The sequence below is a fragment of the Planctomycetaceae bacterium genome (assembly GCA_041398825.1).
In the GTDB taxonomy this organism is placed as follows: domain Bacteria; phylum Planctomycetota; class Planctomycetia; order Planctomycetales; family Planctomycetaceae; genus F1-80-MAGs062.
The window spans coordinates 28,952-51,935 of record JAWKTX010000002.1 but is presented as its reverse complement, the minus strand read 5'-3'; the positions used below and the strand labels follow the sequence as shown (position 1 = coordinate 51,935).

The 22,984-nt window shown below is 55.2% G+C and carries 14 protein-coding genes; 9 read left to right on the top strand and 5 right to left on the bottom strand.

Going from position 1 to position 22,984, the window contains the following annotated elements:
- Positions 1–11 precede the first annotated feature (11 nt).
- Both R3C20_04155 and R3C20_04150 read left to right on the top strand, forming a co-directional pair.
- Entirely contained in the window at positions 12–2,636 is a 2,625-nt protein-coding gene (locus R3C20_04155; protein ID MEZ6039673.1) for a hypothetical protein, read from the top strand.
- Positions 2,633–4,120, top strand: a complete 1,488-nt coding sequence (locus tag R3C20_04150; protein MEZ6039672.1) for a hypothetical protein — start codon at positions 2,633–2,635, stop codon at positions 4,118–4,120. The genes R3C20_04155 and R3C20_04150 overlap by 4 nt, the downstream gene beginning before the upstream one ends.
- A 38-nt stretch (positions 4,121–4,158) precedes the next feature.
- Here the strand turns inward: R3C20_04150 and R3C20_04145 are convergent, their stop codons facing one another.
- Positions 4,159–6,609, bottom strand: a complete 2,451-nt coding sequence (locus R3C20_04145) for a DUF1549 domain-containing protein (GenBank protein MEZ6039671.1) — start codon at positions 6,607–6,609, stop codon at positions 4,159–4,161.
- 574 nt (positions 6,610–7,183) lie between these two features.
- On the opposite strand from R3C20_04145, the gene R3C20_04140 reads away from it, so the two are divergent.
- Positions 7,184–9,643, top strand: coding sequence for a DUF1592 domain-containing protein (locus tag R3C20_04140; protein MEZ6039670.1), 2,460 nt, complete (start codon positions 7,184–7,186; stop codon positions 9,641–9,643).
- Between the two features lie 207 nt (positions 9,644–9,850).
- On the opposite strand, the gene R3C20_04135 is transcribed toward R3C20_04140, so the two are convergent.
- A complete protein-coding gene (locus R3C20_04135) occupies positions 9,851–10,747 on the bottom strand; it encodes a glycosyltransferase family 2 protein (GenBank protein MEZ6039669.1) in 897 nt (298 codons plus the stop codon).
- Between the two features lie 231 nt (positions 10,748–10,978).
- On the opposite strand from R3C20_04135, the gene R3C20_04130 reads away from it, so the two are divergent.
- The 3 genes from R3C20_04130 (at position 10,979) to R3C20_04120 (ending at position 15,610) form a co-directional block, all read left to right on the top strand.
- Positions 10,979–12,442 carry a RecQ family ATP-dependent DNA helicase gene (locus R3C20_04130; GenBank protein MEZ6039668.1) on the top strand — a complete coding sequence of 488 codons (1,464 nt, stop codon included), beginning with the start codon at positions 10,979–10,981 and terminating at the stop codon, positions 12,440–12,442.
- A gap of 160 nt (positions 12,443–12,602) precedes the next feature.
- Entirely contained in the window at positions 12,603–14,363 is a 1,761-nt protein-coding gene (locus tag R3C20_04125) for an adenylate/guanylate cyclase domain-containing protein (protein ID MEZ6039667.1), read from the top strand.
- Complete coding sequence (locus R3C20_04120) at positions 14,363–15,610, top strand: class I SAM-dependent methyltransferase (protein ID MEZ6039666.1); 1,248 nt, start codon at positions 14,363–14,365, stop codon at positions 15,608–15,610. The genes R3C20_04125 and R3C20_04120 overlap by 1 nt, the downstream gene beginning before the upstream one ends.
- A gap of 135 nt (positions 15,611–15,745) precedes the next feature.
- Here the strand turns inward: R3C20_04120 and R3C20_04115 are convergent, their stop codons facing one another.
- On the bottom strand, positions 15,746–16,165 hold the full coding sequence (locus R3C20_04115; protein ID MEZ6039665.1) for a hypothetical protein: 420 nt from the start codon (positions 16,163–16,165) through the stop codon (positions 15,746–15,748).
- A gap of 257 nt (positions 16,166–16,422) precedes the next feature.
- Between R3C20_04115 and R3C20_04110 the strand changes: the two genes are divergently transcribed.
- Together R3C20_04110 and R3C20_04105 are read left to right on the top strand one after the other, a co-directional pair.
- Entirely contained in the window at positions 16,423–17,283 is an 861-nt protein-coding gene (locus tag R3C20_04110) for a formyltransferase family protein (GenBank protein ID MEZ6039664.1), read from the top strand.
- A 187-nt stretch (positions 17,284–17,470) separates the two neighbouring features.
- A complete protein-coding gene (locus tag R3C20_04105) occupies positions 17,471–18,760 on the top strand; it encodes a hypothetical protein (GenBank protein MEZ6039663.1) in 1,290 nt (429 codons plus the stop codon).
- A 129-nt stretch (positions 18,761–18,889) separates the two neighbouring features.
- Here R3C20_04105 and R3C20_04100 read toward each other — a convergent pair whose 3' ends face one another.
- Together R3C20_04100 and R3C20_04095 are read right to left on the bottom strand one after the other, a co-directional pair.
- Positions 18,890–20,152 (bottom strand): DUF1501 domain-containing protein, encoded by a 1,263-nt coding sequence (locus R3C20_04100; protein ID MEZ6039662.1) that lies wholly within the window; start codon positions 20,150–20,152, stop codon positions 18,890–18,892.
- Between the two features lie 184 nt (positions 20,153–20,336).
- Entirely contained in the window at positions 20,337–22,520 is a 2,184-nt protein-coding gene (locus R3C20_04095) for a PSD1 and planctomycete cytochrome C domain-containing protein (GenBank protein MEZ6039661.1), read from the bottom strand.
- Between R3C20_04095 and R3C20_04090 the strand changes: the two genes are divergently transcribed.
- A complete protein-coding gene (locus tag R3C20_04090; protein MEZ6039660.1) occupies positions 22,519–22,782 on the top strand; it encodes a hypothetical protein in 264 nt (87 codons plus the stop codon). The genes R3C20_04095 and R3C20_04090 overlap by 2 nt on opposite strands.
- The last annotated feature ends 202 nt before the right edge of the window (positions 22,783–22,984 follow it).

Below are 22,984 nucleotides of genomic sequence, written 5' to 3'. Positions count from 1 at the left end.
AGAGCAAAGCTATGCGGACATCACTTCAATCCCATTTGCCTATCGACTGCACAGGTGATCGCAAACGCAAAGGAATGCTTGCCGTAACTGGCCGAATGTGCCGATGTGCGATTGCGGTTGGAATTTCCCTGATCGTTATCCCGGGCTCTACCGTATCCGTCAGCCAGGCGTTCGCCAGTCAGTCGGCCATCATTCAGGCAGCCATCATTCAGTCGGCCACCAGTCAGTCGCCCGACGACGAAGCGCCGCATCGACTATTGCCATTGCCGGATGGAAAGAACGCAGATGCGTCTGCTCAGGCCATGCTCCTGAGACAGTTACAGGGGATCATGCGGCAACAACCGGGGGAGCGTCCTCCGCAGGTTTCTCCGGGCAGTAGTAGTCAACCGGACAACGCCAATCCGGAACCAAAGCCGGGCCATCCATCACCCATCTCGCTGGATCAACTCAAGGGACTTCAGGAAACGCTGCAGCGTCAATTCGATGGACAACTACCGCCGGGATTATTCCCTCCAAACATCGATGCACAGCAACGTCAACAGGTTGAGAACGCATTGAAGGATCCTCAACGGCAACAACAGCTCCGACAAATGCTCGAACAATTTGCCAATGATGGAACGCTTCCCACGCCACCGCATTCCAGCGATGCAGCGCCGCCACTGCCGATACCGCCGCAGCTACAGGGACAGTCCCGGCAACCTCGCTCGCCACAAACACAGTCCGGTGCCGCGAACCCGGACAGCTTTCCCGATAGAACAACGACCAATCGGTTTCCGCCACCCACTTCCGGTTCACCACAGTCAGGAGAAACTCCCCAACCCGAAATTGAAGACGACTCGGAGGCGAACAAAACGCCGGATGGAAGGCCTGCGGAATCTTCGCGCGAAAGGGATTCTTCAGGGTTTTGGCAGAGCCTGGGCTTCGGGCCAAAAGGCGATTCAAAAGAGAACCCTGCCCAGGATGACAATCCGCCAAAGCATCAGCAGGCAAATCCCCCAACGAATTCAAGGAAGACATCTGGAAACGAGAAACCTTCTCCGACGGTTCCCGATCCATCTGGTCGCATCCCATCAGGGCCGCAATTGGGTGGAAGCGATTCTGAGAACAGCAGCAACCTGAATCAACTCCCAAATGAAACGAGCTCAGCTGCTGCACGAAACGACTCGACATCACCGAGTCAGGCCCCGGCACCTGGCGGATCTTCAATGGGTCCCCGGAATCCACTGGCGGGAATGGCCCCCAATCAGTTGCGAGCAATGCAGGAGGCAGTGAGGCAATGGCTGGATCAAACGCAGTCTCAGGATGCACCTTCCAACGCCAAAAGTCTCTCCGGTGGCAACGCCACAGATACTCTGAATGAACGATCCCGCTTTCGACCGGGCAGCGCGGGCATGGTTCCGGACGCAAATGCTCTGGAGCAGGCCCGGCGACAACTGGAAGCAATTCAGCGATCGATGTCGCAGAATCCTCGCCCGCAGAATTCTGATTCCAATAGCATTGGAAACGGCACTCGCAATTCGTCAGCACCAGACGTTCGGCCAGCCGAACGTCTGCCATCGGGCACGAAGACTTCCCCTGACGGTCGTTCAGGTTCTGAATCCGTCAAAAGCCAGACAAGACGTGAGTCCGCAGATCCGGGTATTGATATCAGACAGGAACTCGAGCGACGCGGGCTGCGAGGCACTTTCGAAAAACTTGTTGAGCAGGCTCGCAAAGAAGCCAACGCGCAGAAGCAGGCGGAACAGGAAGCTCGTCGGGCGATGTCGAACAATCCGAATTCGCAAAACCAAAACGGTGACAATGCCAGCGTTTCTGCCAGCGGCAGCGCCACCACCTCTGACAACATTCGAAACAACGATTCCGTCGAAAGATCACTTCTGCGAACTCTGGATGGATTACGAGATGACGTCGTGGAAATAGCAAAGGAGCTCCAGGAAGAGTCTCGTCAGCAGAACCCGCGGTCATCAGCCGACACGGGTCAGCCGGGCAGCCGGCAGTCACCGCATTGGCGCCCTGATATCAAAAACCGATCCCCGGAGATCTCTCAACAGCGTAATTCCGGGGGCGGACCCCAAAATGGTCCGGCGAAATCAGAAACTTTACGTTCGATTCGCGACGGTGCGTCTGAGTTCTTATCCGACCTGGCCTCCGGACCGGATGCGAAAATGCCATCCGCCCCGGATTCCGCATCGTCACTGGAGAGTCTGGCCGACGCTGGCAGTTCTTTTATCAGCATAATCGTCCCCATACTGGTCATTGGTGCTTTGCTGGCAGCGTTGTTGGCACTTGCTGCAAAACAGACCGGCATGTGGCCTGACGCTCAGACCGAAACGATCCGGGCATCAGCGATTCGCTCAGGTACAATTCAAACACGCCGAGATGTGGTCACAGCTTTCCATCAATTGACTGGCCGCACAATTAATCCGTCGTTGCCATCCATCGAAGACTGGCGAACTCACCGCGAAGCCGCCGAGCAGCTGACCATGATGTCACCGTCGCTGAACAACGCGGTTCAGGTGCTGGCAGACATCTATGAACAGGCAAGGTACCTGCCAGACGATTACAATCTGACAGACGATCAAATCCGTGATGTGCGTGACGCCCTGGCCCTGTGTGAGAGAGGGGCGAATCGATGATGCGCGTCGCCCCATTTCTTGCCTGCCTCACGGTCCTTGAGTGTGTTAACTCGGGCATGTCAGGTCCCCGCCTGCACGCGCAGGAGTCCACTGCCGCTGTCAGTCATGCAAACGAAACGACGTTTGCCGGCGAAAAATGGTCGTTCGGTTACGAGTTATTCCAGATGCTGCTGGAAGAACGGGGTCTGGCGATGTTGTCAGATCTTGACGAAGCGACCACTGCCCCGTCTGAAACCGTTGTTGTAATGATGGGTGACCTGTCGTCGCTCAACCAGACAGACTGGCTTCGATTACAACGGTTCGTTGTGAATGGGGGCACTGTGCTTCTGGCATCGGACCAGTCGCACAGAATTCTCGGATTCAACGCCGGGCCGGTTTCGACGTCAGCCAAAGAACACCAGTATCAGGGGTTTGAAGACTGCGTGCTGGCCACAGACCTCAGCCGGAGTTCGTCACTGACACGGGGCCTGAAGAACATTGTGTTGAATCGAAGTGGCTGGCTGACGATCCCGTGGAGCGGCACCCTGAACTGGTTTGTCGCGGCTCGATTACCCGCCGACTGTGCACCACGACGAAGCGGACAGCAGGCCGCCATGGTCATGGGATGGCCGCGTCAACAGGGGCGTCTGCCAAATTCAAACGAAGCAAGCCGAAGCAGAGGTTTGCTGTTAATGGCTGCCGATCAAAGCCTGTTCACAAACCTGATGTTGTGGCATGGCGACAACGCGATGCTGGCCGTGAATGTTGCCGAAATGCTGTGCAACGGTCAGAGAAAGAGGTTGTTGTTCATGGTCGACCGTCAGGCAAATGTCAGCTACACACAGTCAGAGGCCATGCAACCTGAAGCGATGCCGTCTCAGACGGCTGAGTCACCAACAATACCACCAGAGATCCCACCGCTCCCGGATCAACTGCCGGAAGACCTGCCGGAGCCAAAACTTGAAACCATGCTTCGCCTGGCCAATGCTGTTGTGCGAGAAGTAGAAGAATCCAACGTGGTCAACGAAGTCCTGGCTGACCGCCCGCGACGCGTCCGGCAGCCGTTTTATCAACGTGCGGTCATGCTGCTGCTGTTTGGAATCGCAGCTCTCTGGCTGTTGTGGCGATTGGCACAAAAGAACAGCATCCAGCCAGCTCAGGTTGCGAGTCGCGTGATGCAATCATCGTTGCAGATGATTTCGCGACAGAAGCTGGGAACCGTGGGAGGATCATCAAAACTTTACGCAGAAGCCGCAGAGGTCCTGGCGCGGGATCTTTGCCAGCAGCTCACCGGCTCAACCTCCGCTGAAGAATGGAAACGACAACTAACAGGCCGTGAATGGCTCAACAACAGCGTCCCCCTCTCTCCACCCCTGCGCGAAGAACTGACGTTCGCGGTTCAACTGGCCGTGAGAGGCCATTCAGGAAACATGACCCGCAGCCGCTTCGAAACCTTCGGACGCAGTCTGCGAGAACTGCAGGCGACGTTGCGGATACCGGCTTGATCCCCTGGTGAATCAGTGAAATCGATCGGTTAATCCGCCTACCGCACGAGCATGAATTCCGGCATCATGAAAACGGCCCATAACAGGTCTTCGATTTCGGTCGGCGATGGCTCACCGCTCAGGAACGACTCCACGGCCAGAACTTCTTCTTGTGTCGGTCGCCGGCACAACGTCGATTCGAAGACAAATTGAATAAGTTCGCTTCGACCTTTCCATTCTCTGGACGCCAGCGTTTCTCCCCCGCGCTGCAGCGACGCAGCGAACGCAGCTCCGTTGCTCAGGTCGATTGCTTCCAGTGTCGAAAGCTCCGACGGACGCATTGAAACAATCTGCTCGCGCAATGGTCGACCCAGCGATTTCATCAGGAAGTCATTTTTCACAAGTGACGCGCGGACCATTGGAACGTTACCGCTGATCGCCAGCGAAAGAGTATTGCGGGCGGATGCATCGATTGTCTGCGTCCATGAGGACACCGGTTGCACGACGGTCGCCGCTGCCCATTTACCTGGAATGCCGCCCAGTCTGCCTTCACGGCCATTGGGAGTTCTGGCATTGAACTCCCAGGTTTCGTCAGATGCGATCAGGACCGTTGACTGGTCCGCAAGAACCAGGCGAGATTCAAAAAACAGACCCGCAGGATTGGGCCCATTGCCGGCGTTGCTTGCCACCACAACAATTTGATTGTCGCCCTTCTTCAGCAGCGTATGCATGGCCACTGCCTGAGGCTGAGTCCAGTTGTCACCACGGCTGACTTCGCGACCATTAATATAAAGGGTAAAGGCGTTGTCGCAGGTGATGACCGCACCGCCACGTTCAACCGATTGTTCCAGTTTGAAACTCTTACGAAGCGAGATCGATTCACCGGCGGGTGGTGTTTTTCCTTCGGAAGCAGAGTCTCCCCAAATCCACTTTGCCTGCAATTGCAGATCGGGTGCTGAAGGATCATTCGATACCGCGCGAAACACCGGAGCGTCAATTGTCGTCGGCGCGGCGGACGTAAGCTGCCAGACGTTGTCAAGAAATTGCTCTGCCGTCATGCGACGCGCGACAGGGCCGCGATAGAGATAAGCGCTGCTGCCCGGCTCCGTTGCCTGAGACAGACACTGCGACTGGTAGGCCTGCGATGTTGCGATCAGACGAAGCACGGCTTTCAGATCGTAGTGGTTGTCGCAGAGTGACACCGCCAGATAGTCCAGCAGGTCTGCATTCCACGGCTCTGACTGCATCGCGTCCAGAGGATGAACGATGCCACGCCCCATCAGCTTGTACCAGAGCCGATTGACAATCGTTCGAGAGAAACGTCCGTTGTCCGGATGCGTCATCAAACTCGCCAGCTGTTGCAGCCGTACGTCACGCTCTGCGGACGGATCGACCTGTCCCAGTTCCGGAAACAGCCAGGAAGCCTGAGCCTGACGACCAACAGGCTTATCGCAGCGATGAATTTCCAGAGGACGTGTCGAGTAGATAGCTGCCAGACCGTAGGCTTCATCCAGTTTCCATCGATCGATAAAGCTGTCATGGCACGAGGCACACTTCATGTTGATGCCAAGAAACGACTGGGAAATACTCTGCGCGAATTGAATCTCTACCGTTTGCCCCGCGCTCACCTCCCCGCGCCATTTAATACCATCGATGTACCCTCGACTTGCAGGCGTTGCCGGAGCAATTAGTTCACGCGCCATCACATCGAAGGGCATATTCTGCAATAGAGCATCGTAAAGCCAGGCGCTGATCTGCGTACGCCCTCCCGTAATGAAACCCGTACCGCTGTAATCGTTCCGCAGCAGATCATTGAAAAAAGTCAGCCAGTGATCGGCATATGCAATCTGCTGATTTAGCAGATCGTCAATCAACTGCTCACGTTTATTTGGCTGCGTACTGGCAACAAATGCATGCAACTGCTCCTGCGTTGGCAGCAATCCGACCAGATCCAGCGAGACACGACGCATAAACAGAGCGTCATCAATTGCCTGCGGTCGCACAATTCCATTCGACGCAAGGTACTGATCCAGGATTCGATCTACCGGATGATTGCGGCCCGGAAGAGCCTCGGGAAGCTCAGGACGGCGCGGAAGCAGCGGTGGTTCGTACGATACCGGAGCAAAACTGTAGCCATCCTCCCAAACGGCACCTTCCGCAACCCAGGCACGCAACACTTGTTGTTCGGCCTTTGAAACACGCGGTTTATCCGCGGGAGGCATTCGGGTTTCGGGATCTTCCGATGCGACAAGTTCCAGCAGATAAGATTCCGCTGGTTTGCCAGCGACAATATGCCCTGAATCAACAAGCAATTCCCGAGTATTCAACGAGAAACTACCCTTGGCTTCGCGACCACCATGACAAGAAACGCAATGCTTTTGAAGAATCGGCACAACATCGTGAGCAAAGTCAACGTGTTGACCGGGACTACCTGGCTGCTGTGCGCGTGCAGCAACAGAAGTGAGCAGGCAAATAGTCAGACAGATTACCGTCCGGGATCGATACAACATTTTGCTATCCATGAGCTGAAGCGGCACGGCAGTACGTGCCAGAGCGTTTTGTGTGACCGTAGCGTACGCAATTGAGGGCCGTTTTAGCAGCCAGGTGAAAAACAGGACTGGCTCGAGCAGGAGACCTGAAAACACGATAGTTTACAGTCGTTAGTTTACAGTCGTTCTGCGTACCTGTCCTGGTTCTTCAACGGACAGCTGGCTGTACCGAGCCAGAAAATTTCATCTCACTCACATCAGATTGTTGCTTCCCGCTTTCACCGTTCGTCGATCAACCTTCCGTAACCCCATTAAAACGGACCGGGTTTCAGTCCCGGCATGAGACTCGCTGCTCACGAAATTCAGCCACGATCGCCATCAGGGTGCAAAGCGAACAGAGCCTTGCGGTCCGAGTTCGAAAGATCAATACTGCTGACGGAGCAAGACCTCATGAGTTCTGTTTTCCGTTTGAGTTTTCAACTCGAATCCCGTCCGCCCTCATCAGGTCACGTGCTCTCAATTCCGTGGGGAGTTGTTGACCAGTCATGCATTGCAGCGAGCGACTCTTCGCGTAAGGAAACTGACGGCGACCAAAATGCAAATTCGATCTTTGTTACGTTTCAGCCTCCAGCTCTGCGCTGGCCTTTCGTTTGCTGCCCTTTCTTTCACCGATGCCGTCAAAGCAGCGGAGCCTTTTGAAGTGTTTCTGGACAGGCACTGTATTCGGTGTCATGGTCCCCGGAAAGAGGAAGGCGACATCCGGATTGATCAGTTGTCGCGCGACTTCCGTTCCGGACTGGATTCCCACCACTGGGCCGAAGCGCTGGATAAGCTCAACAGCGGCGAAATGCCGCCGAAGGATGAGCCTCAGCCGACTCAGGACGAGATCGCAGCGTTCGTGACCACACTTGACGCGCTGTTGAAAGAGGGTCGAGCGGCTCGGATGGCAGCGCGACCGGCCGTGTCACACTACAGACTCAGTCGCAGAGAATATCAGAACACGGTCTACGACCTGCTGGGAGTACGATACGATCCGGCTAAGCCGGGGGAATTAAACGAGGACACATTGTGGCACGGCTACGAACGAATCGGAGCACAGCTTTCACTTTCGCCGTCACACGTGGATCGCTATTACCGCGCGGCGGACATCGTGCTTGATCGTGCTTTCCCCACTTCGTCCAGCGAAGCGCGCAGGATTCGGAAGACGGCGGCGGATTTGCGTTACGGTGGTGGAAAAGCCCAGCAGGCAGCGCTCGATCGATTCGGCATCCAGCGACCATTGCGTTATCTCCTTTTCCCGGGACGGGTACAACAGGCGCTGACCTCCAGCTGGTTTGGGGCAACAGGCCCGGAACACAGTGGGCTCTATCGCATGCGTCTTCAGGCGAGCGGTATTCGTCCACCCGGAGGTCAACCGGCCCATCTGAGCATTGGTGCGCAGACGAGTGAGGAAACCGTCGACGGACTTATTGAATTTGACATCACAGCCCCCGAAGACAGTCCGCAGGTTTACGAGTTCGACGTGTTCCTGGAAATGCCGGCTCAGTTACATTTCGCCGTAGTAGCCACCGACATTGTGGACAGACGTGGCGGTGCAGCCTTCCGCAATGCACTTGCCAGCAATTCATACGTTTTTACCCACAGCAGCGAAACCGCTCTGCTCAATCCCAATGCGCCGCAGATGTTCGACGGGAACGGGAACGGCATCTTTTCGACCGTGATCCTCGACTGGATCGAATGGGAAGGTCCTCTGGTCACAGAGGCAGAGAAATCCCGCCGCAGCAATGTACTGCCGCCCGATCAAGCGCCCCTGGAAGTCGTCGCCGAACATCTGCAACGCTTTGCCGAACGCGCGTGGCGGCGGCCGGTCGAAATGGAAACGCTGCACGAGTATCTGGAAACTTACCGTGTCGGGTGTGAGGCTGGCGAGAAGCCGGCCGATGCCTATCGAGTTGCCCTGCAGAGCGTGCTGACGTCCAGAAACTTCATCTACCTGGTCGAGGGCGATCCCGTTCCACGTCAGCACGTCACTGACTGGGAACTCGCCTCGCGGCTCTCCTATTTCCTGTGGAGTTCAATGCCGGACGACACCCTTTTCGCTGCAGCTGGCAACGGTAGCCTGAAGAAAGATGATGGCCTGAAGAAAGAAGTGGACCGGATGTTGACGGACGGCCGAATCAACCGCTTCATTAACGACTTCTCGCGTCAGTGGCTGCAACTCCACCGGGTCGGCATGTTCCCGCCGGATAAGGCTCTCTACCCAACATACGACGACTGGCTCGAGGCAAGCATGCGCGAGGAACCGGTTGAATACTTCCGTGAAATGCTCACAAAGAATCTGCCCATTGAGGCCTTCCTGGATTCCGACTGGACGATGGCCAACGCCCGGCTGTGCGATTTTTATGGACTGCCGGAGCCAGATAAGGATGGTTTCCATCGTGTCTCGCTCAGGCCCGATAACCATCGCGGTGGTTTACTGACAATGGGCGCGGTGCTTGGGTTGACCTCAGACGGAACGCGCCATCGCCCGGTTCATCGCGGCGTCTGGCTCAGCGAAGCAATCTTCAACAGGACTCCGCCGTCGCCCCCGGCCAATGTGAATCCGATCGAACCCGTCCCTCCTCAGGGAAACAAAATCACCATCCGTAACAGGATCGAAGCACACGCACAGAACACAAGTTGCGCCGCCTGCCATCGGAATATCGATCCTCTTGGACTGGCATTCGACCACTACGATGCCATTGGCCAGTGGCGCACTCGCGAATACGTCCCAACCGGCATCGGCGAAGATCCGCTCGTGGATGCCTCGGGCGTGTTGCCGGACGGACGGACGTTCACCGATTCCATGCAGTTCAAACAACTGCTGCTCGAAGACCGCGACGAGTTTGCACGTGCCTTTATCGAACACCTGTGCACCTACGCGCTTCGCCGCGTGCTGACCGTGGATGATCGGGAGGGAGTTCAGGCGATTGTCGACGAAGCCAAGAAACATCACTACGGCATCAAAGATATTGTCCGTGAGGTGGCCTTATCGGATTTGATCCGCAGGCGTTAGTCATCATTCTTTGCTTCCTGCCGAAGCGAAGCCGCCGCCGAACTTCGCCTGTTCAGTTCGAAGCAATGATCGTCATCGTGAGACAGCCGATCGAACAGTGCGTTGAAAAAACGATGCGTCAGCGAGGGATCACCGTCCCGCCAGCGACTGTCAAAACGTCCCTCGCTCACGCTTCGGCTTACGTTTCATGCGTATTCCAGCGGCCTGCTAACAGCGACCGAGGCAGCCCTTAACAATTCCCTTCCACGGGTCGGCATCAAATGGCCAGTGCAGAATCGAGTTCATATACCATGCGATGGCTTTGCGCGGTGATGACGAAGCGAGGAACCAGGCCGAACACCGCTCGACGTTTGCCAGAGCCTGCCGTCGGACTGTCCATGGAAGCGATTTGCCTCGATCTGTCTCCAGAGCCTTTCTCACGGTGTTCATTCGCAATGAACGCATGCGTTCATGATTTTTGGAAAACGAACCTGATCGCCAAAGATATTTTGTGAGTGCGTCAGGGACCGCGGCAAATCGCACGCCTGCCGCCGCAAGGCTCAGCCATAAATCCCAGTCTTCTGCCAGGTCAGGATTCTCCGAGAACCGACTCACAGCGTTCAGAGCATCACGCTTAACCATCAGGGAAGACGTGACGAAAAAATTGTCCATCAAAAGTTGCTCAAACAAATCGCCGATTGGCATCGAGGCCGGATCCGGATGACGCAGCGAATCAATGCGTTCCACGGCGCCAAAATTCATTGTATTGGTATAGACAGCTCCGGCCCGTGTGGCTTCTGCGGCCTGAAGCTGCTGGCTGAGCTTTTCCGGGAGCCAAAGATCATCGTTGTCCAGGAAGGCCACCCATTCTGAAGTTGCCGCTTCGATGCCACGATTTCGGGTTTTCGCAATTCCCTGATTCGGTTGATTGATCGCGATGATCGCATCACCAAAAGAACTCAGCACTTCCTGGGTCTTATCAGTCGATCCGTCGTTGACGACAATCACTTCAACATCACAATCCCGCTGTCCGAGAGCACTTTCAATCGCCAAAGCCGTATAGTCCCCCCCGTTATAGACAGGAATGACAACGGAAACCTGAGGAAGGCGGTCGGCGGTCGGCATAATTGAAATCGCTGTGCGGATGGCAGTGGAAACAGTCTTCAAACATTCGAACCTGATGTTGAAGAAAATATGCCTCGCCGGTATCGCTGCTTCCGAACAACCCTCCTTGTTCGTAAAACGATATGACAGACAACGAGAACGTGAAGCGATTACAACGATTTTGAGGACGTTTCAGACGCTTCAGTCAGCACGCAAATTGCACTACCAAAAAGCAGAAAAACCAATTCCACGATGTCTCAGGCCGCCCAATTGCTGCTGGATTACTTCGGCTACGAAGCATTTCGAAGTCCTCAGGAGGACATCATTGATCACGTGATGGCTAAGAAGCATGCGCTGGTCATCATGCCGACGGGGGGCGGCAAATCACTGTGTTTTCAAATTCCTGCATTGATGCATTCTTCCGCCAGCGGTGATTCGGGAAACAATGATTCCGATGGTCGCCCGCGGCTGACACTGGTGCTGTCGCCGCTGATCGCGCTAATGAAGGATCAGGTAGACAGCCTTCAGCGACGCGGAATCAATGCAACATTCATCAATTCTTCGTTGACGAAATCGGAACGCGAAGCTCGTTATCGATCGGTCTCGGAAGGGCAGCACTGCTTGCTGTATGTCACGCCCGAACGATTTCGGAAGCCCGACTTTCTGGAAGTAATCTCAAAGCGAAATGTCTGTCTGCTCGCAGTGGACGAAGCGCATTGCGTCAGCGAGTGGGGTCACGATTTTCGTCCGGATTACACACGACTGGCCGAGTTTCGACAGATTCTGAACAACCCCACAACGATTGCCCTGACCGCAACCGCGACGCCGGATGTTCAGCAGGACATCATTCGACAACTGGGATTGCAGACAGGACAGGTTCGGCTGTTCCACGAAGGCATTCATCGACCCAACCTGGAATTGGTTGTCGAAAACATCTGGGACTCAGATGAGAAACAACGGTCGATGCAGGCCATCATTCACCGCTGGATCCAGCCAAACCTGAAAGGAAGCGGGATTATCTACTTCACACTGATCCGCACGCTGGAAGAATTCAGCGACCGGCTCCGCAACGCCGGCATTGACCATGTCTGCTACCACGGAGACCTGGATCGACGGCAGAGAAAACGAATTCAGGACGACTTTATGAAAGGGCGTCGACGCCTTGTTCTGGCTACAAATGCGTTTGGAATGGGCGTTGATAAAGAAGACATTCGCTTCGTCGTTCATGCCGATGTGCCCGGGTCGATGGAATCATACTATCAGGAGATCGGTCGCGCGGGACGTGATGGAAAACCATCCGAATGCGTCCTTCTTTATGATCAGCGGGATTTGAACACGCAGATGGAATTCATTCGGTGGAGCAATCCGGACGCCGAATTCTATGAACGTACTTTTGATTTACTGACGCATGAAAAAGAAAAGGTGCGAGCCTTCGGGATTGACTGGCTTCGCGAACGACTATGTGACCGCCAGCGCCATGATCGGCGAGTGGAGACCGTCCTGGCCATGCTGCAGCGATACGGTGTGATCGAAGATGAAATCGATCTGACGAGACTGCAGATTTTCGGTGCTCTGCCCGCGTCCCTGGCGGATCCCGATGAGAGAGCCGCCAAACTGTTACGCGATCAGAAAAAACTGTATGCACTGGTGCAGTACGTTCAGACGGAAGAGGATCGGCAGACGTTTCTGAATCGGTACTTTGGCATTGAAGAATAGCGCTGGATACAGACTCGCTGCGTCACGTGCACCCGGAATCAGCGGCTCAGCTGCACTTGTGCTTCTCACAGGCCGTATTTCAATGCCGTCCCCGAAGATCAGGACACCTTTTTCAGTGGCCTGCTAACACCACAGTCGTATCGCCTACTATACTACCCCGATGTTTCGAATGCTGGCCTTTCATCACGGACGTCGACTGGATCGGGAGTTTCTGCTGACGCAGCAGAAAACTTATTCGCTGGGCCGCGCGCCGGAGGCAGCCATCCGAACGGACTGGGATGATTCCATCTCCCGACACCATGTCGATCTCACTCCCACAGAATCGGGGATCAAACTGCAACGTGTTGCAGGTTCATCCAACGCTGTCTTTATCGATGGCACCGAATTCGATCATGCGAATCTGACAGCCGGACAATCGTTCGTGATCGGCGGCACCAGATTTGAACTTCAGCAGGTCACTCAAAGCGATTCGCCGCGCAACCAGCCTGTCCAGCAGGTTGCCATCAATCGCCAGCAGCTTCAACGCGTTCGATACGACGATGCTGCAAAGCGAATTGAAGTCCTGACCAGCTTACCGTCGGTGATTCGGGAATCGGGTGTCGAACGTGATTTGCACATCCGACTCTGCAGCCTGTTACTGGCAGGAATTCAGAATGCAGATGGGGTTGCCATCGTGGGGCTGACAGAATCGAGCCGCCCGCGCGTCTTCCATCAGGAGCAGCGGTTCGAAACAGGTCCCATGCTTCAACCCAGCGCCAGGCTGATTTCCAGCGCGATGGAACAACAAAGCAATGTTGTGCATATCTGGGACGATCAACAGGCTGAACACCAGCCGTTCACTCAGGTTGCCGGATACAACTGGGCCTTCTGTACACCCTTCACGGATATTGGAGGGGATCGCGCTTTCTATGTCACCGGTCGAAGCGTCGGTGACAGCGCGCAGGCCAATGAACAGCGTTTGCATGCAGACATTAAGTTCACTGAGTTCATCGCGGAAATTGTAGGGTCACTGCAGCGAGAACGACAACTGGAACGTCAGCAATCCGGACTGCGACAGTTTTTTTCTCCACCGGTTCTGGAAGCCCTGGGGCGCGATCTCGACACGTCACTGCTGGAACCTCGGGAATGCGATGTGACCGTGCTGTTCTGTGATCTCCGGGGATTCAGTCATCGCGCCGAAGAGGAATCCGACAATCTGACGGGATTGCTGGAACGAGTCAGCCTCGCGCTGGAAGTCATGACCAGTCAGATTCTGCGTTTTGGCGGCGTGACCGGAGATTTTCAGGGAGATGCTGCACTGGGATTCTGGGGATGGCCAATCGCATCCGCCGAAGCGCCGCTCAACGCCTGTCGTGCGGCACTGGCGATCCGTGATGAGTTTGCCCGAGCACAGGCGGATCCGGACCATCCGTTGCGAGATTTCGAAACCAGCATCGGCATCTCTCATGGCCGCGCTGTAGCCGGCAAGATTGGAACCCGCGAACAAGTCAAGGTGACGGTCTTCGGCCCGGTCGTAAATCTTGCCAGTCGACTCGAAAGCATGACGCGCGAGCTGCATGTGTCCGTCCTGATCGATGAATACCTTGATCAGCATATCCGTCTGAACATGCCACCCGATGAAGGCCGTGTTCGGCGACTTCTTCGGCTGCTTCCCTATGGAATGGATAAACCTCTCACGGTCAGCGAATTGGTTCCGCCTGAAAGTCGCTTCCCCGTACTGACTTCAAAGCACCTTAACGATTTCGAACTGGGTGTAGAAGAATTCACTCAGGGCCGATGGGCAGAGGCGTGGAAGCATCTGCACAGCATGCCGGCGGAAGACCGCGCACAGGATTATCTTTCCATGATGATTACTCAGCACGACCGCAAAGCTCCCGCCGACTGGGACGGTATCGTTCGGATGCGAAAGAAGGGCAGCTAATGATGGATCCCGATGGGTCAAACGAGGACTGCCTGCTGCTGCAACGACTTAGACACACGCCTTCCGTGTTTGAGGTGATTGCCAGCTGCACCGATGCCGAACTCAAGAACCAGAAACGTCTCCGGGAACAGTTTGATGAGGAGCTTGTACGAGCGGCGCTCAGCCTCCATGAGGCTCGGCGCAGGGCAGCTTCAGTTCTTCCCCGGGCAGATCAACTCTGGTTGACGCGGGTGGGCCTTGAGCAATCGACAAACTGGCAGCTCGCGCTGTACAAGGCTTCGCGGTTTCAAGATTGCGATTCCGTAACAGACCTCTGCTGCGGCATTGGTATTGATGCCGCAGCATTGTCCCGGAATTGCGAAGTGCAGGCGATCGATTCCGATCCGTCAATGGTTCTTCGCTGTCAGTGGAACGCAGACATTCTTCGATCAGCAGATCGGGACACTTCACATCCGGCGGTGATCACGCGGTGTCTTGATGTTACAGCAGGAGACTGGAACGCGCAAATTGTTCATGCCGATCCTGATCGCCGTGCCGGGCGTGACCGCCCCGTCAAAAGACTGGAACAGTATCAACCGCCGCTGGAATGGATGCAGCATCTCACGAAGACCGCCGCTGGCGGAGCCATCAAGATCAGCCCGGCCTCCAATTTCACACAGAAGTTCCCCGAATGTGAAATTGAACTTATCAGCCTGGACGGAGAATGCCGCGAAGCGACTGTCTGGTTTGGCCATCTGAAAGGCAATCACCCCTTTCGAGCAACAGTCCTGACATCGAAGTGTTCAGGATCACAACAAGACGCTGGCGTCGAAATAGAAACCATTTCCATCGATCCGCTTTCGGCATGGGCTCCACAGGCTGCTGAATGTGGCGCTTTTCTTTTCGACCCGGATCCAGCTGTCGTGCGCAGCGGCATGCTGGATGGTGTCGCAGAATTATTGTCACTGGAGCGTCTGGATCCGGAGGAAGAATATCTGACAGGGCAAGCGCCGGTCGAATCGGTGTTCGTGAAAGGATTCCTCGTTGAAGCAATTTTGCCCAACAACATCAGGGAAGTCAGACAGTGGCTTCGAAAAAACAATCCGTCCAGCGACTACGAAATCAAATGTCGTCGGATACCGACAGACGCTCACGCGGTTCGCAAACAGCTTCCCACCGGAGACGATCCACCGCGAACGATTCTGTTTGCACGGATCGCTGGCCGCACCAGAGTCGTCATCGCAAGACGGCTTCCGGTAAAGGAATGATTTTCGATGGCGAGCGATTGCGGCGGCGATGAACCCGCATCGGAGAATATCAGCAGTCGTCTATTCCGTACTGAAATTATTCACAACGCAGGACGGCTTGTGATGTCATCGACGCCAGCGAGTGAATCGAAGGCACTAATGAACGGTCATGGGTGACTGAATTCGCACGATGTACCAGCGTTCTCCAGCCTTTGAATCGCTGATATAGAAATCTCTCGCGTTCGTCTGATCCGTCTTTCCCTGAGAAGGCACGGAAACCCGGACACTGGCTCCGGACTGATTCACAGCCTGGTAGACCCCGGATGCAATACCCTCAGGAAGCGGTACCAATTCCGAATCTTCGACTGCGGATGCGGTTTCAGATCTGGAAACAAGGGTCGAGACATGTCTCGCCTCGTTGGGTTCCAGAGTTTTCTGTCCGTAAGTTTGAGCCAGTAAAACTGACTGAACGGCGTCGCGCCGGGCGAGGGCTGCCTGCATGGCATTTCGATCGCCGCTCCATGCGAGCATAAAGACGGCGGTGACGACGATTACGGGTAGCAGCCGGGCGTTCATCGGAATTCATTCCTGATCACACAAGAAACAAGACTTGAAGTTCTGTATCGACTGGACTGTTGGCGGGACACAGGCAAAATCTGCTTCCTGGGGAATCCATTTCGTGACCGTGGCAAGATTCTGTGGCTATATCGGCTGCACTGGACAGTCCGGTTCTGTCGAATGGCAGGAAATTCAGTATGGGAGCAACCCGGTAGCCATCCTGATTTTGATTCATACCACTAACGATCGCCGGGTTGTGCAGAAAGTAAAACTCCATGCAGGTCATTATCACCGCAGTTGGCCCTGATAATCGAGGTCTGGCAGATCCTATTGTCCACTATGTCACGGGAGCGGGAGCCAACATCTTTGAAATTCAGATGTACGACCGTGATTCTGAGCAGCTCTTCGCGATGATGATGCGAATCGACTGGCCGGGCGACTCTGACGACGTCTCAAGACTTCGAGATCACCTGAACCAGATCGGCGAAATGAGAGGTTTGCAGATCCGGGTTTGGTGTCGTACTGAATTCAACCGACCGCCACGTCTGGCTATCTGCACGACGTACCGATCGGAACCACCTCTGGCCCTGTTGCGAGCCATACGCGACAAACGTCTGCAAGCCGAAGCAGCCGTGATGATTGGCAACCGCAACGCCTGCCGCAGTATTGCGGAGCAATTCGATGTGCCATGGGTAAGTATCGGCGACGCTGACGGGAATCCGGACTACGGGAAGCTGGAACAGGTCGTCGATGAACTCGAAATTGATTATGTGATCCTCGCCCGATATATGAGAGTGCTGCCAGCAGATCTCTGCTGGAAATTCGCCGGAGGGCGGATCGTCAATCTGCATCATGGACTGCTGCCACCATTTCCTGGCTTCCGTCCCTACGAAGATGCATTCCAACATCACATGCTGTGTTTTGGATCAACAGTTCACTTTATTGTTCCTGAACTGGATGCAGGAAATCAGATCATCCACCAGGCAGCCTTCAGCGTGCCACCGGGAACTCCTTTATCTGAAATCAAAAGGATCGGTGAATCCGATCACGAACCCAATTGCCTCGTCGAAGGGGTACGGCGGGTCGTTGATCAGGAAGTGGAACTTCACTTTCACCGGATCATCCGTACAGTATAACTTCAGATTGGAATTTCTAACGTAGGCAGCGACATTTGCGGAACTCTCGCCGACTCTCCCGCGTCTCAACAGCAACGCCGCGCGTGCCCGTTCTGCGTGCGCGGTCGTTTCAGCAGACAATGACGATCCAACATCTTCCGTAACATTCCGCCATCAATAGAGTTAAGCCCACCCAGCCTCCCCCGCCATGACAACCTCACGCGATTTTTCTCCAGATTCTGCAGATCCACTTGCGAATGCCATGCAAGACGCATCGGCGCGATTGGATGGAGAATTCTCCCCGGATGTTGCCTATTCCGAATTGTCATCGCCTCAGGAACGGCAAGTCAAACAGTTCGAACAGTCCGCTAAACAACTCGGCGAACTGCTTCGCAGTCTGCCAGTTCAGCCGGGTGGCAGACAATTCACCGAGTCAGTGATGGCGGGCATCGTTCCGCTGACGAACGCGTCAATCGGGGCTTCTCAATCAGCGACCGCAGAGAAAACGCAGGTTTCCGGGTTCCGAAGAATGACAGCTGCCCTGATTGTCGCTTGTGCGGCCATTGCTCTGATGGTGATGCCCGGGCCACGCATACCGCTGGACCAGGAAGTTGAAGTCGCGTCGCCGGAGCAGTTCTCCCGGGAATTTGGTGCGACAGACATGGACGAAGTCGCGATGGCAGATGCCGCTGAAAGCGATCGGACTTCTGTTCGGAAATCAGCGAGTGAAGAAACCAGAACTCAGATACTCGCCGAAGGCAGCGACTGGCAGGTTCTGGTGATTCGCCTGAATCAGAAGGACCGACGCGAAGTAATGACATTGCTGTCCAGGGTCGCCAGCACAGCGGCCGTTAAACTGGAAGCTCTGGAGACTGAATCCGTTGAGAACGAAAGTCGATTCGGTGTCATCTTAACATCGGCGCCCGCTGCAAGAGACAGCTTCCTGCAGAGCGTAACTGACTCACCAATGGTGCTCTCCAGCGAATGGAATCCATCCGAAGTTGCCCATCGTGACCGGCAACAGGTTGTTGCATCGATTCGAGCATCAATGCTGAGTCCCACGGCGTCAGAGTTACACTTTGGTCAGGTTCTGGTTGCTGTCCCCCGGAGCGGTCAGGACGTGCCGGGATCACAGGGCGAACCCATGGTGGCATCAGGCATCACACGTGCTCAGACCGATGTCACTGCACCTTCAAAGTCCATGGCCACAGACTCATCCGACAAGTCAGAGGTTCGTCGCCTGAGAAACGGCGCTGAAATCAGAAAGCCCGAAGCTGCGGCTGGCATTGCATCAGACGGCGTTTCGACCCTGGCAAAAGGAGATCAATCCGAGATCGATCGTCGTGTCGTTGCGGAGGGAGACCACAGTCTGGATTCACGAGTCAATCCTGCACCATCAGTTGACATCGACGGTCAATCGCCAGACGCTGTTTCCACCGCCCATCGACCGCTGCTGGTCGTATTCGAATTCCCGGCAACAGATGACGAGTCTTTGTAAAGAACTCGCCGTTAACCGGAAACGCGTTGTACCCGCCAGACCACCAGGACAAACGAGCGACTCGGTGTCCCCCGCGTGCGCAATCGCTGCGTCTCCTCTGTCCTCGGCTGTTCGACGGGGCCCGGCTGATCAGACAATCACATCGTGAATGACGTTCCCGGCCAGACCGGTCAGACGGTAGTCCCGACCGCTGAAGTGGTAGGTCAGCTTCGTGTGATCAAAGCCGAGAAGGTGCATGATGGTCGCATGAAAATCGTGGATATGGGCCGGGTTCTCGATGATTTTCTCGCCCATGTCGTCTGTTGCACCATACACATGGCCGCCCCTGCTTCCACCGCCAGCCAACCAGCAGGTGAATGCATCTTTGTAGTGATCTCGCCCATCCATCGCTGTCTTTTTTGCCGATGGAGTTCGGCCAAATTCGGTACACCAGACGACGAGTGTTTCCTCGAGTTGACCGCGTTGCTTCAGATCCTTCAGGAGACCAGCAATGGCCTGATCGGTATTCCCGGCCAGCCTGCTGTAGCCTTTCATGTTGCTGTGTGCATCCCAATTGCCTTTGTCAACAACTTCAACAAATCGCACGCCACGTTCACTCATTCGTCGCGCCGCCAGACACTGCCACCCGAAACTCTTTGTGTCGTCGCGTTTGATGCCGTAAAGCGCCAGAGTCTCGTCAGATTCCTCTGACATATCGAACACCTCAGGGGCCTTTTGCTGCAGACCAACCGCTGCATCAAATGAGTACATGCGAGCCCCAAGCGTCGAATCATCTGAACGCGAGGCGAAGTGTCGCTGATTCAGCTTCTGAAGCATCGCAAGTTCTTTGCTTTGCATCGCGCCTGTCAGCGGGTCAGGATTCAGGTTTGAAATCGGTTCACTGCCGGGAACAATCCGCGTCCCCTGGTGATAGGCAGGCAGGAAGTTACTGTCCCACGACTGAGCTCCGGCGTATGGCAGGGCCTCGGCGAACACCACATGCGACGGCAGATTCGGATTCTCCGTCCCCAAGCCATAACTCACCCATGCTCCGATGCCGGGCAGAGCTTCGGCCATTGTGCCGCTGTGCATACTCAGCGTGGCTTCGAAGTGATCACCCTTGTCGCCATGCATCGACCGAATCAAACAAATATCATCCATGCAGCTGCCGATGTGAGGAAACAGATCGCTGACAAGTGTCCCGTTCGAACCGCAGCGATGATGTCCCCAGTGACTGCCTGTGTAGACTCGTCCGCGTCCGGCATCTCTGCCATGGTGAGATCGCAGGTCCGGCTTCGGATCAAATCCATCCACATGCGATGCGCCACCAGGCATGAACAGCAAAATGACGCGTTTCGCCCTGGGTTCGAAATGAGGCTGCAGCGGTGACAGTGGGTTGGCACTGTCAGCCATGGCGAGCTTCGATAGCAGACCAGATGCGATTCCCGATGCACCAAACGCTGCGCTCCGGGAGATAAAACGACGTCTGGATGCTGGCTGTGAAAACAGATTTGGAAACATCAGTCATTCACCTTTTGAAAAGTGCCTCGCAATTCGAAGCTGGTCAATCTCTGTTCTGGTATGGAAGGCGCACAGATCAGTCCACGTAGATAAACTCGCTGCTGCTGAGCAAGACGCGTGCAAGACTGTTCCACGCTAATTCTTCGGCCTCATCAACGGATTTACCACAGGCATTCATTTCGGCCTGGTATTCACCAACGAAGGCCAGCGAATCAGCCAGCTCGTCGTCCTCTGGAGGCCGCCCCAAAGCAGCTTCGTATGCGTGTTGAATCCGGGCTTCAGGATCACTGCTGAATTCCCGAAGTCGTGTTGCAAACGCGGTTGCCATTTCCTTCAGGAAGGGGCTGTTCATCATGAACAAAGCCTGAAGGGCAACGGTGCTTTCTCGACGATTGTCGGTGGTCTTGTTGGGATCTGCCCCGTCAAACAGGGCCAGAAACGGATGTTTCTGCAGTCGGGTGATCATCAGATACACAGACCGGTGCTTGTGATCAAACACGGCATAGAACGGGCGCCCTTGTGAATATTTGAGGTCTTTGGTTGGTTTGAAGGGATGTCGGCCACCGTCGCCGGGTTCGAGCGTCAGGCTAACTGACAGCAGGCTGTCACGGATCGTTTCCGCATCCATGCGGCGACGATCGAAACGCCACCAACTCGTGTTCGCTTCATCCAGTTTCAGGTTTTGCTGAACAAGTTTCGGGTCGCCACTGCTGGCCATCTGCCACGTCGCCGAAAGCATGATCCGACGATGGAGGTGTTTCAGCGACCAGCCGTGTTTCACAAAGTCAGCGGCCAGCCAGTCGAGCAGCTCCGGATGACCTGGTTTTGAGCCCTGCAGTCCAAAATTACTGCTGCTCTCGACAATTCCGCGGCCAAAGTGGTACTGCCACACTCGATTCACGATCACACGCGTGGTCAACGGGTTATTGTCTGCGGCAATCCATTCGGCAAACTGCAGACGTCCACTGCTGTCTTTCGGAATATCCGGGAACTCTTCGGTCAGCACCGACAGGAAACCGCGTTTCGCAATTTCACCCCGCTGATTGATGTCACCGCCAACCATGATTTTGACATCGCCGACCTGTTTAGGTTTGTCGCTGACAGCCCAGGCTTCCAGCGATTCATAGTCTGATGGCCACGAGTCGTTTTTCCGGAGCGATACAAAATGTGCTCGATCCTTCTGGTGCTCTGTCCCGGCATGCGGGTACTGAGTGTTCTCGAAGTAGCCGTAGATCCCGTAGTAGTCATCTGTGGTGACAGGATCGAATTTGTGATGATGGCAGCGTGCGCAACCCAGAGTCAAACCCAGGACGGACTTGCCAATGGTGTCGATGGTATCATCAACAATCAGGTTCATTTCCGCAAAGGCTGAATTTCCAAATCGTCGACTCAGGGCTATGTAGCCCGTTGCAATCACCTGTTCATTGGCACGCGGGTCGTCCGGGTGTTGCTGAGCAAGAATGTCGCCGGCAATTTGTTCCGTCAGGAACTGATTGTAGGGTAAGTCGGCATTGATGGACCGGATGACGTAGTCACGGTAGTAACGAGCTTCCGGAATGGGAGTATCCGTGCCGTCGCCGCTTGTATCGGCATAGCGTGCCTGATCGAGCCAGTGTCGCCCCCAGCGTTCGCCATATGCCTGGCTCGCCAGCAATCGATCGATCACCTTTTCGAATGCGTCTTCAGATTCATCAGCTGCGAAGGCTTCTACGTCTTCAATCTGTGGCGGCAATCCCGTCAAATCCAGCGTTGCCCGACGGATCAGCGTTCTGCGATCTGCCGCTGGCAGTGGTGTCACGCCCTTCGCGGCATGGCCTGCAGAAATAAATCGATCGAGGTCCGACCTGCACCAGTCTGCATTGTCAACATCGGGTGGAGTGAGAGCCTGTACGGGTTGAAACGCCCAGTGATTCGCTCGGTCTTCTGCTGTTGTCCATTCTTTTTCATCCGCTGGCCAGTAGGCTCCATCATTGACCCATTGCGTCACGTCGGCAATTTCTTTTTCGGACAGCCGCTCTTCCGGTGGCATCACTAAATCGAGGTCGTCCGTCAGCAATCGCTGGACAAGCAGACTCGCCGATGCGTCTTTCGAAACAATGGCTGGCCCCGACATCCCGCCTTCAACCAGCGATGCCGCACTGTCGATGCGCAAATCGCCTTCGGGAGTCTTACCGGTATGACACTCCGCGCACTTTTGTATCAGCAACGGACGAATACGGCTCTCAAAAAACTCTGCACGTTCTTCTGCGGACGCTGGCATGCAGATCGCTGAAGCCGTAATCACTCCCAGCGCGAAGGAGGACCATAGCCTGACGAAGACATTGTGTGTGTGGCGATTCATAGCTCGATCGCTTTTCGATTTGGATGAACGCACAGACTCAGGAAATGCCAGAACGAATGTCCATGATTTCGCTGCGGCCGTGCGGGAAAGCCAGGGTGGTTTTATGGTTAATCGAACGTCTCGAAACAAAGGCAACGGTATTGGTAACCAGATTGCCATTTGGTTCCTGGTGGAGCTGTAACTTCGCATAACTCAATCAGGTCGAGGCGAAGACATCTTTGGGGGCAGGAAGGTGAGGAGGGAAAGATCAGATTCAGTGGGAATTCTAGACGCGACGGTCCGGCTTTGCCACTTCATAACAGGTCGTCACGTCGAGTTTCGGGCTTGAAGATCACCGCAAAATGCGTTCCTTTTCCCGCAATCCGCACAATGCTACCGTGCGT

What these genes read in the sequence shown, in the direction of transcription:
- R3C20_04120 (MEZ6039666.1), top strand. Translation starts at nt 14,363, where the DNA reads ATGATGGATCCCGATGGGTCAAACGAGGACTGCCTGCTGCTGCAACGA.
- R3C20_04115 (MEZ6039665.1), bottom strand. Translation starts at nt 16,165, where the DNA reads ATGAACGCCCGGCTGCTACCCGTAATCGTCGTCACCGCCGTCTTTATG.
- R3C20_04105 (MEZ6039663.1), top strand. Translation starts at nt 17,471, where the DNA reads ATGACAACCTCACGCGATTTTTCTCCAGATTCTGCAGATCCACTTGCG.
- R3C20_04145 (MEZ6039671.1), bottom strand. Translation starts at nt 6,609, where the DNA reads ATGTTGTATCGATCCCGGACGGTAATCTGTCTGACTATTTGCCTGCTC.
- R3C20_04140 (MEZ6039670.1), top strand. Translation starts at nt 7,184, where the DNA reads ATGCAAATTCGATCTTTGTTACGTTTCAGCCTCCAGCTCTGCGCTGGC.
- R3C20_04135 (MEZ6039669.1), bottom strand. Translation starts at nt 10,747, where the DNA reads ATGCCGACCGCCGACCGCCTTCCTCAGGTTTCCGTTGTCATTCCTGTC.
- R3C20_04100 (MEZ6039662.1), bottom strand. Translation starts at nt 20,152, where the DNA reads ATGGCTGACAGTGCCAACCCACTGTCACCGCTGCAGCCTCATTTCGAA.
- R3C20_04110 (MEZ6039664.1), top strand. Translation starts at nt 16,423, where the DNA reads ATGCAGGTCATTATCACCGCAGTTGGCCCTGATAATCGAGGTCTGGCA.
- R3C20_04155 (MEZ6039673.1), top strand. Translation starts at nt 12, where the DNA reads ATGCGGACATCACTTCAATCCCATTTGCCTATCGACTGCACAGGTGAT.
- R3C20_04095 (MEZ6039661.1), bottom strand. Translation starts at nt 22,520, where the DNA reads ATGCCAGCGTCCGCAGAAGAACGTGCAGAGTTTTTTGAGAGCCGTATT.
- R3C20_04090 (MEZ6039660.1), top strand. Translation starts at nt 22,519, where the DNA reads ATGCAGATCGCTGAAGCCGTAATCACTCCCAGCGCGAAGGAGGACCAT.
- R3C20_04150 (MEZ6039672.1), top strand. Translation starts at nt 2,633, where the DNA reads ATGATGCGCGTCGCCCCATTTCTTGCCTGCCTCACGGTCCTTGAGTGT.
- R3C20_04130 (MEZ6039668.1), top strand. Translation starts at nt 10,979, where the DNA reads ATGTCTCAGGCCGCCCAATTGCTGCTGGATTACTTCGGCTACGAAGCA.
- R3C20_04125 (MEZ6039667.1), top strand. Translation starts at nt 12,603, where the DNA reads ATGTTTCGAATGCTGGCCTTTCATCACGGACGTCGACTGGATCGGGAG.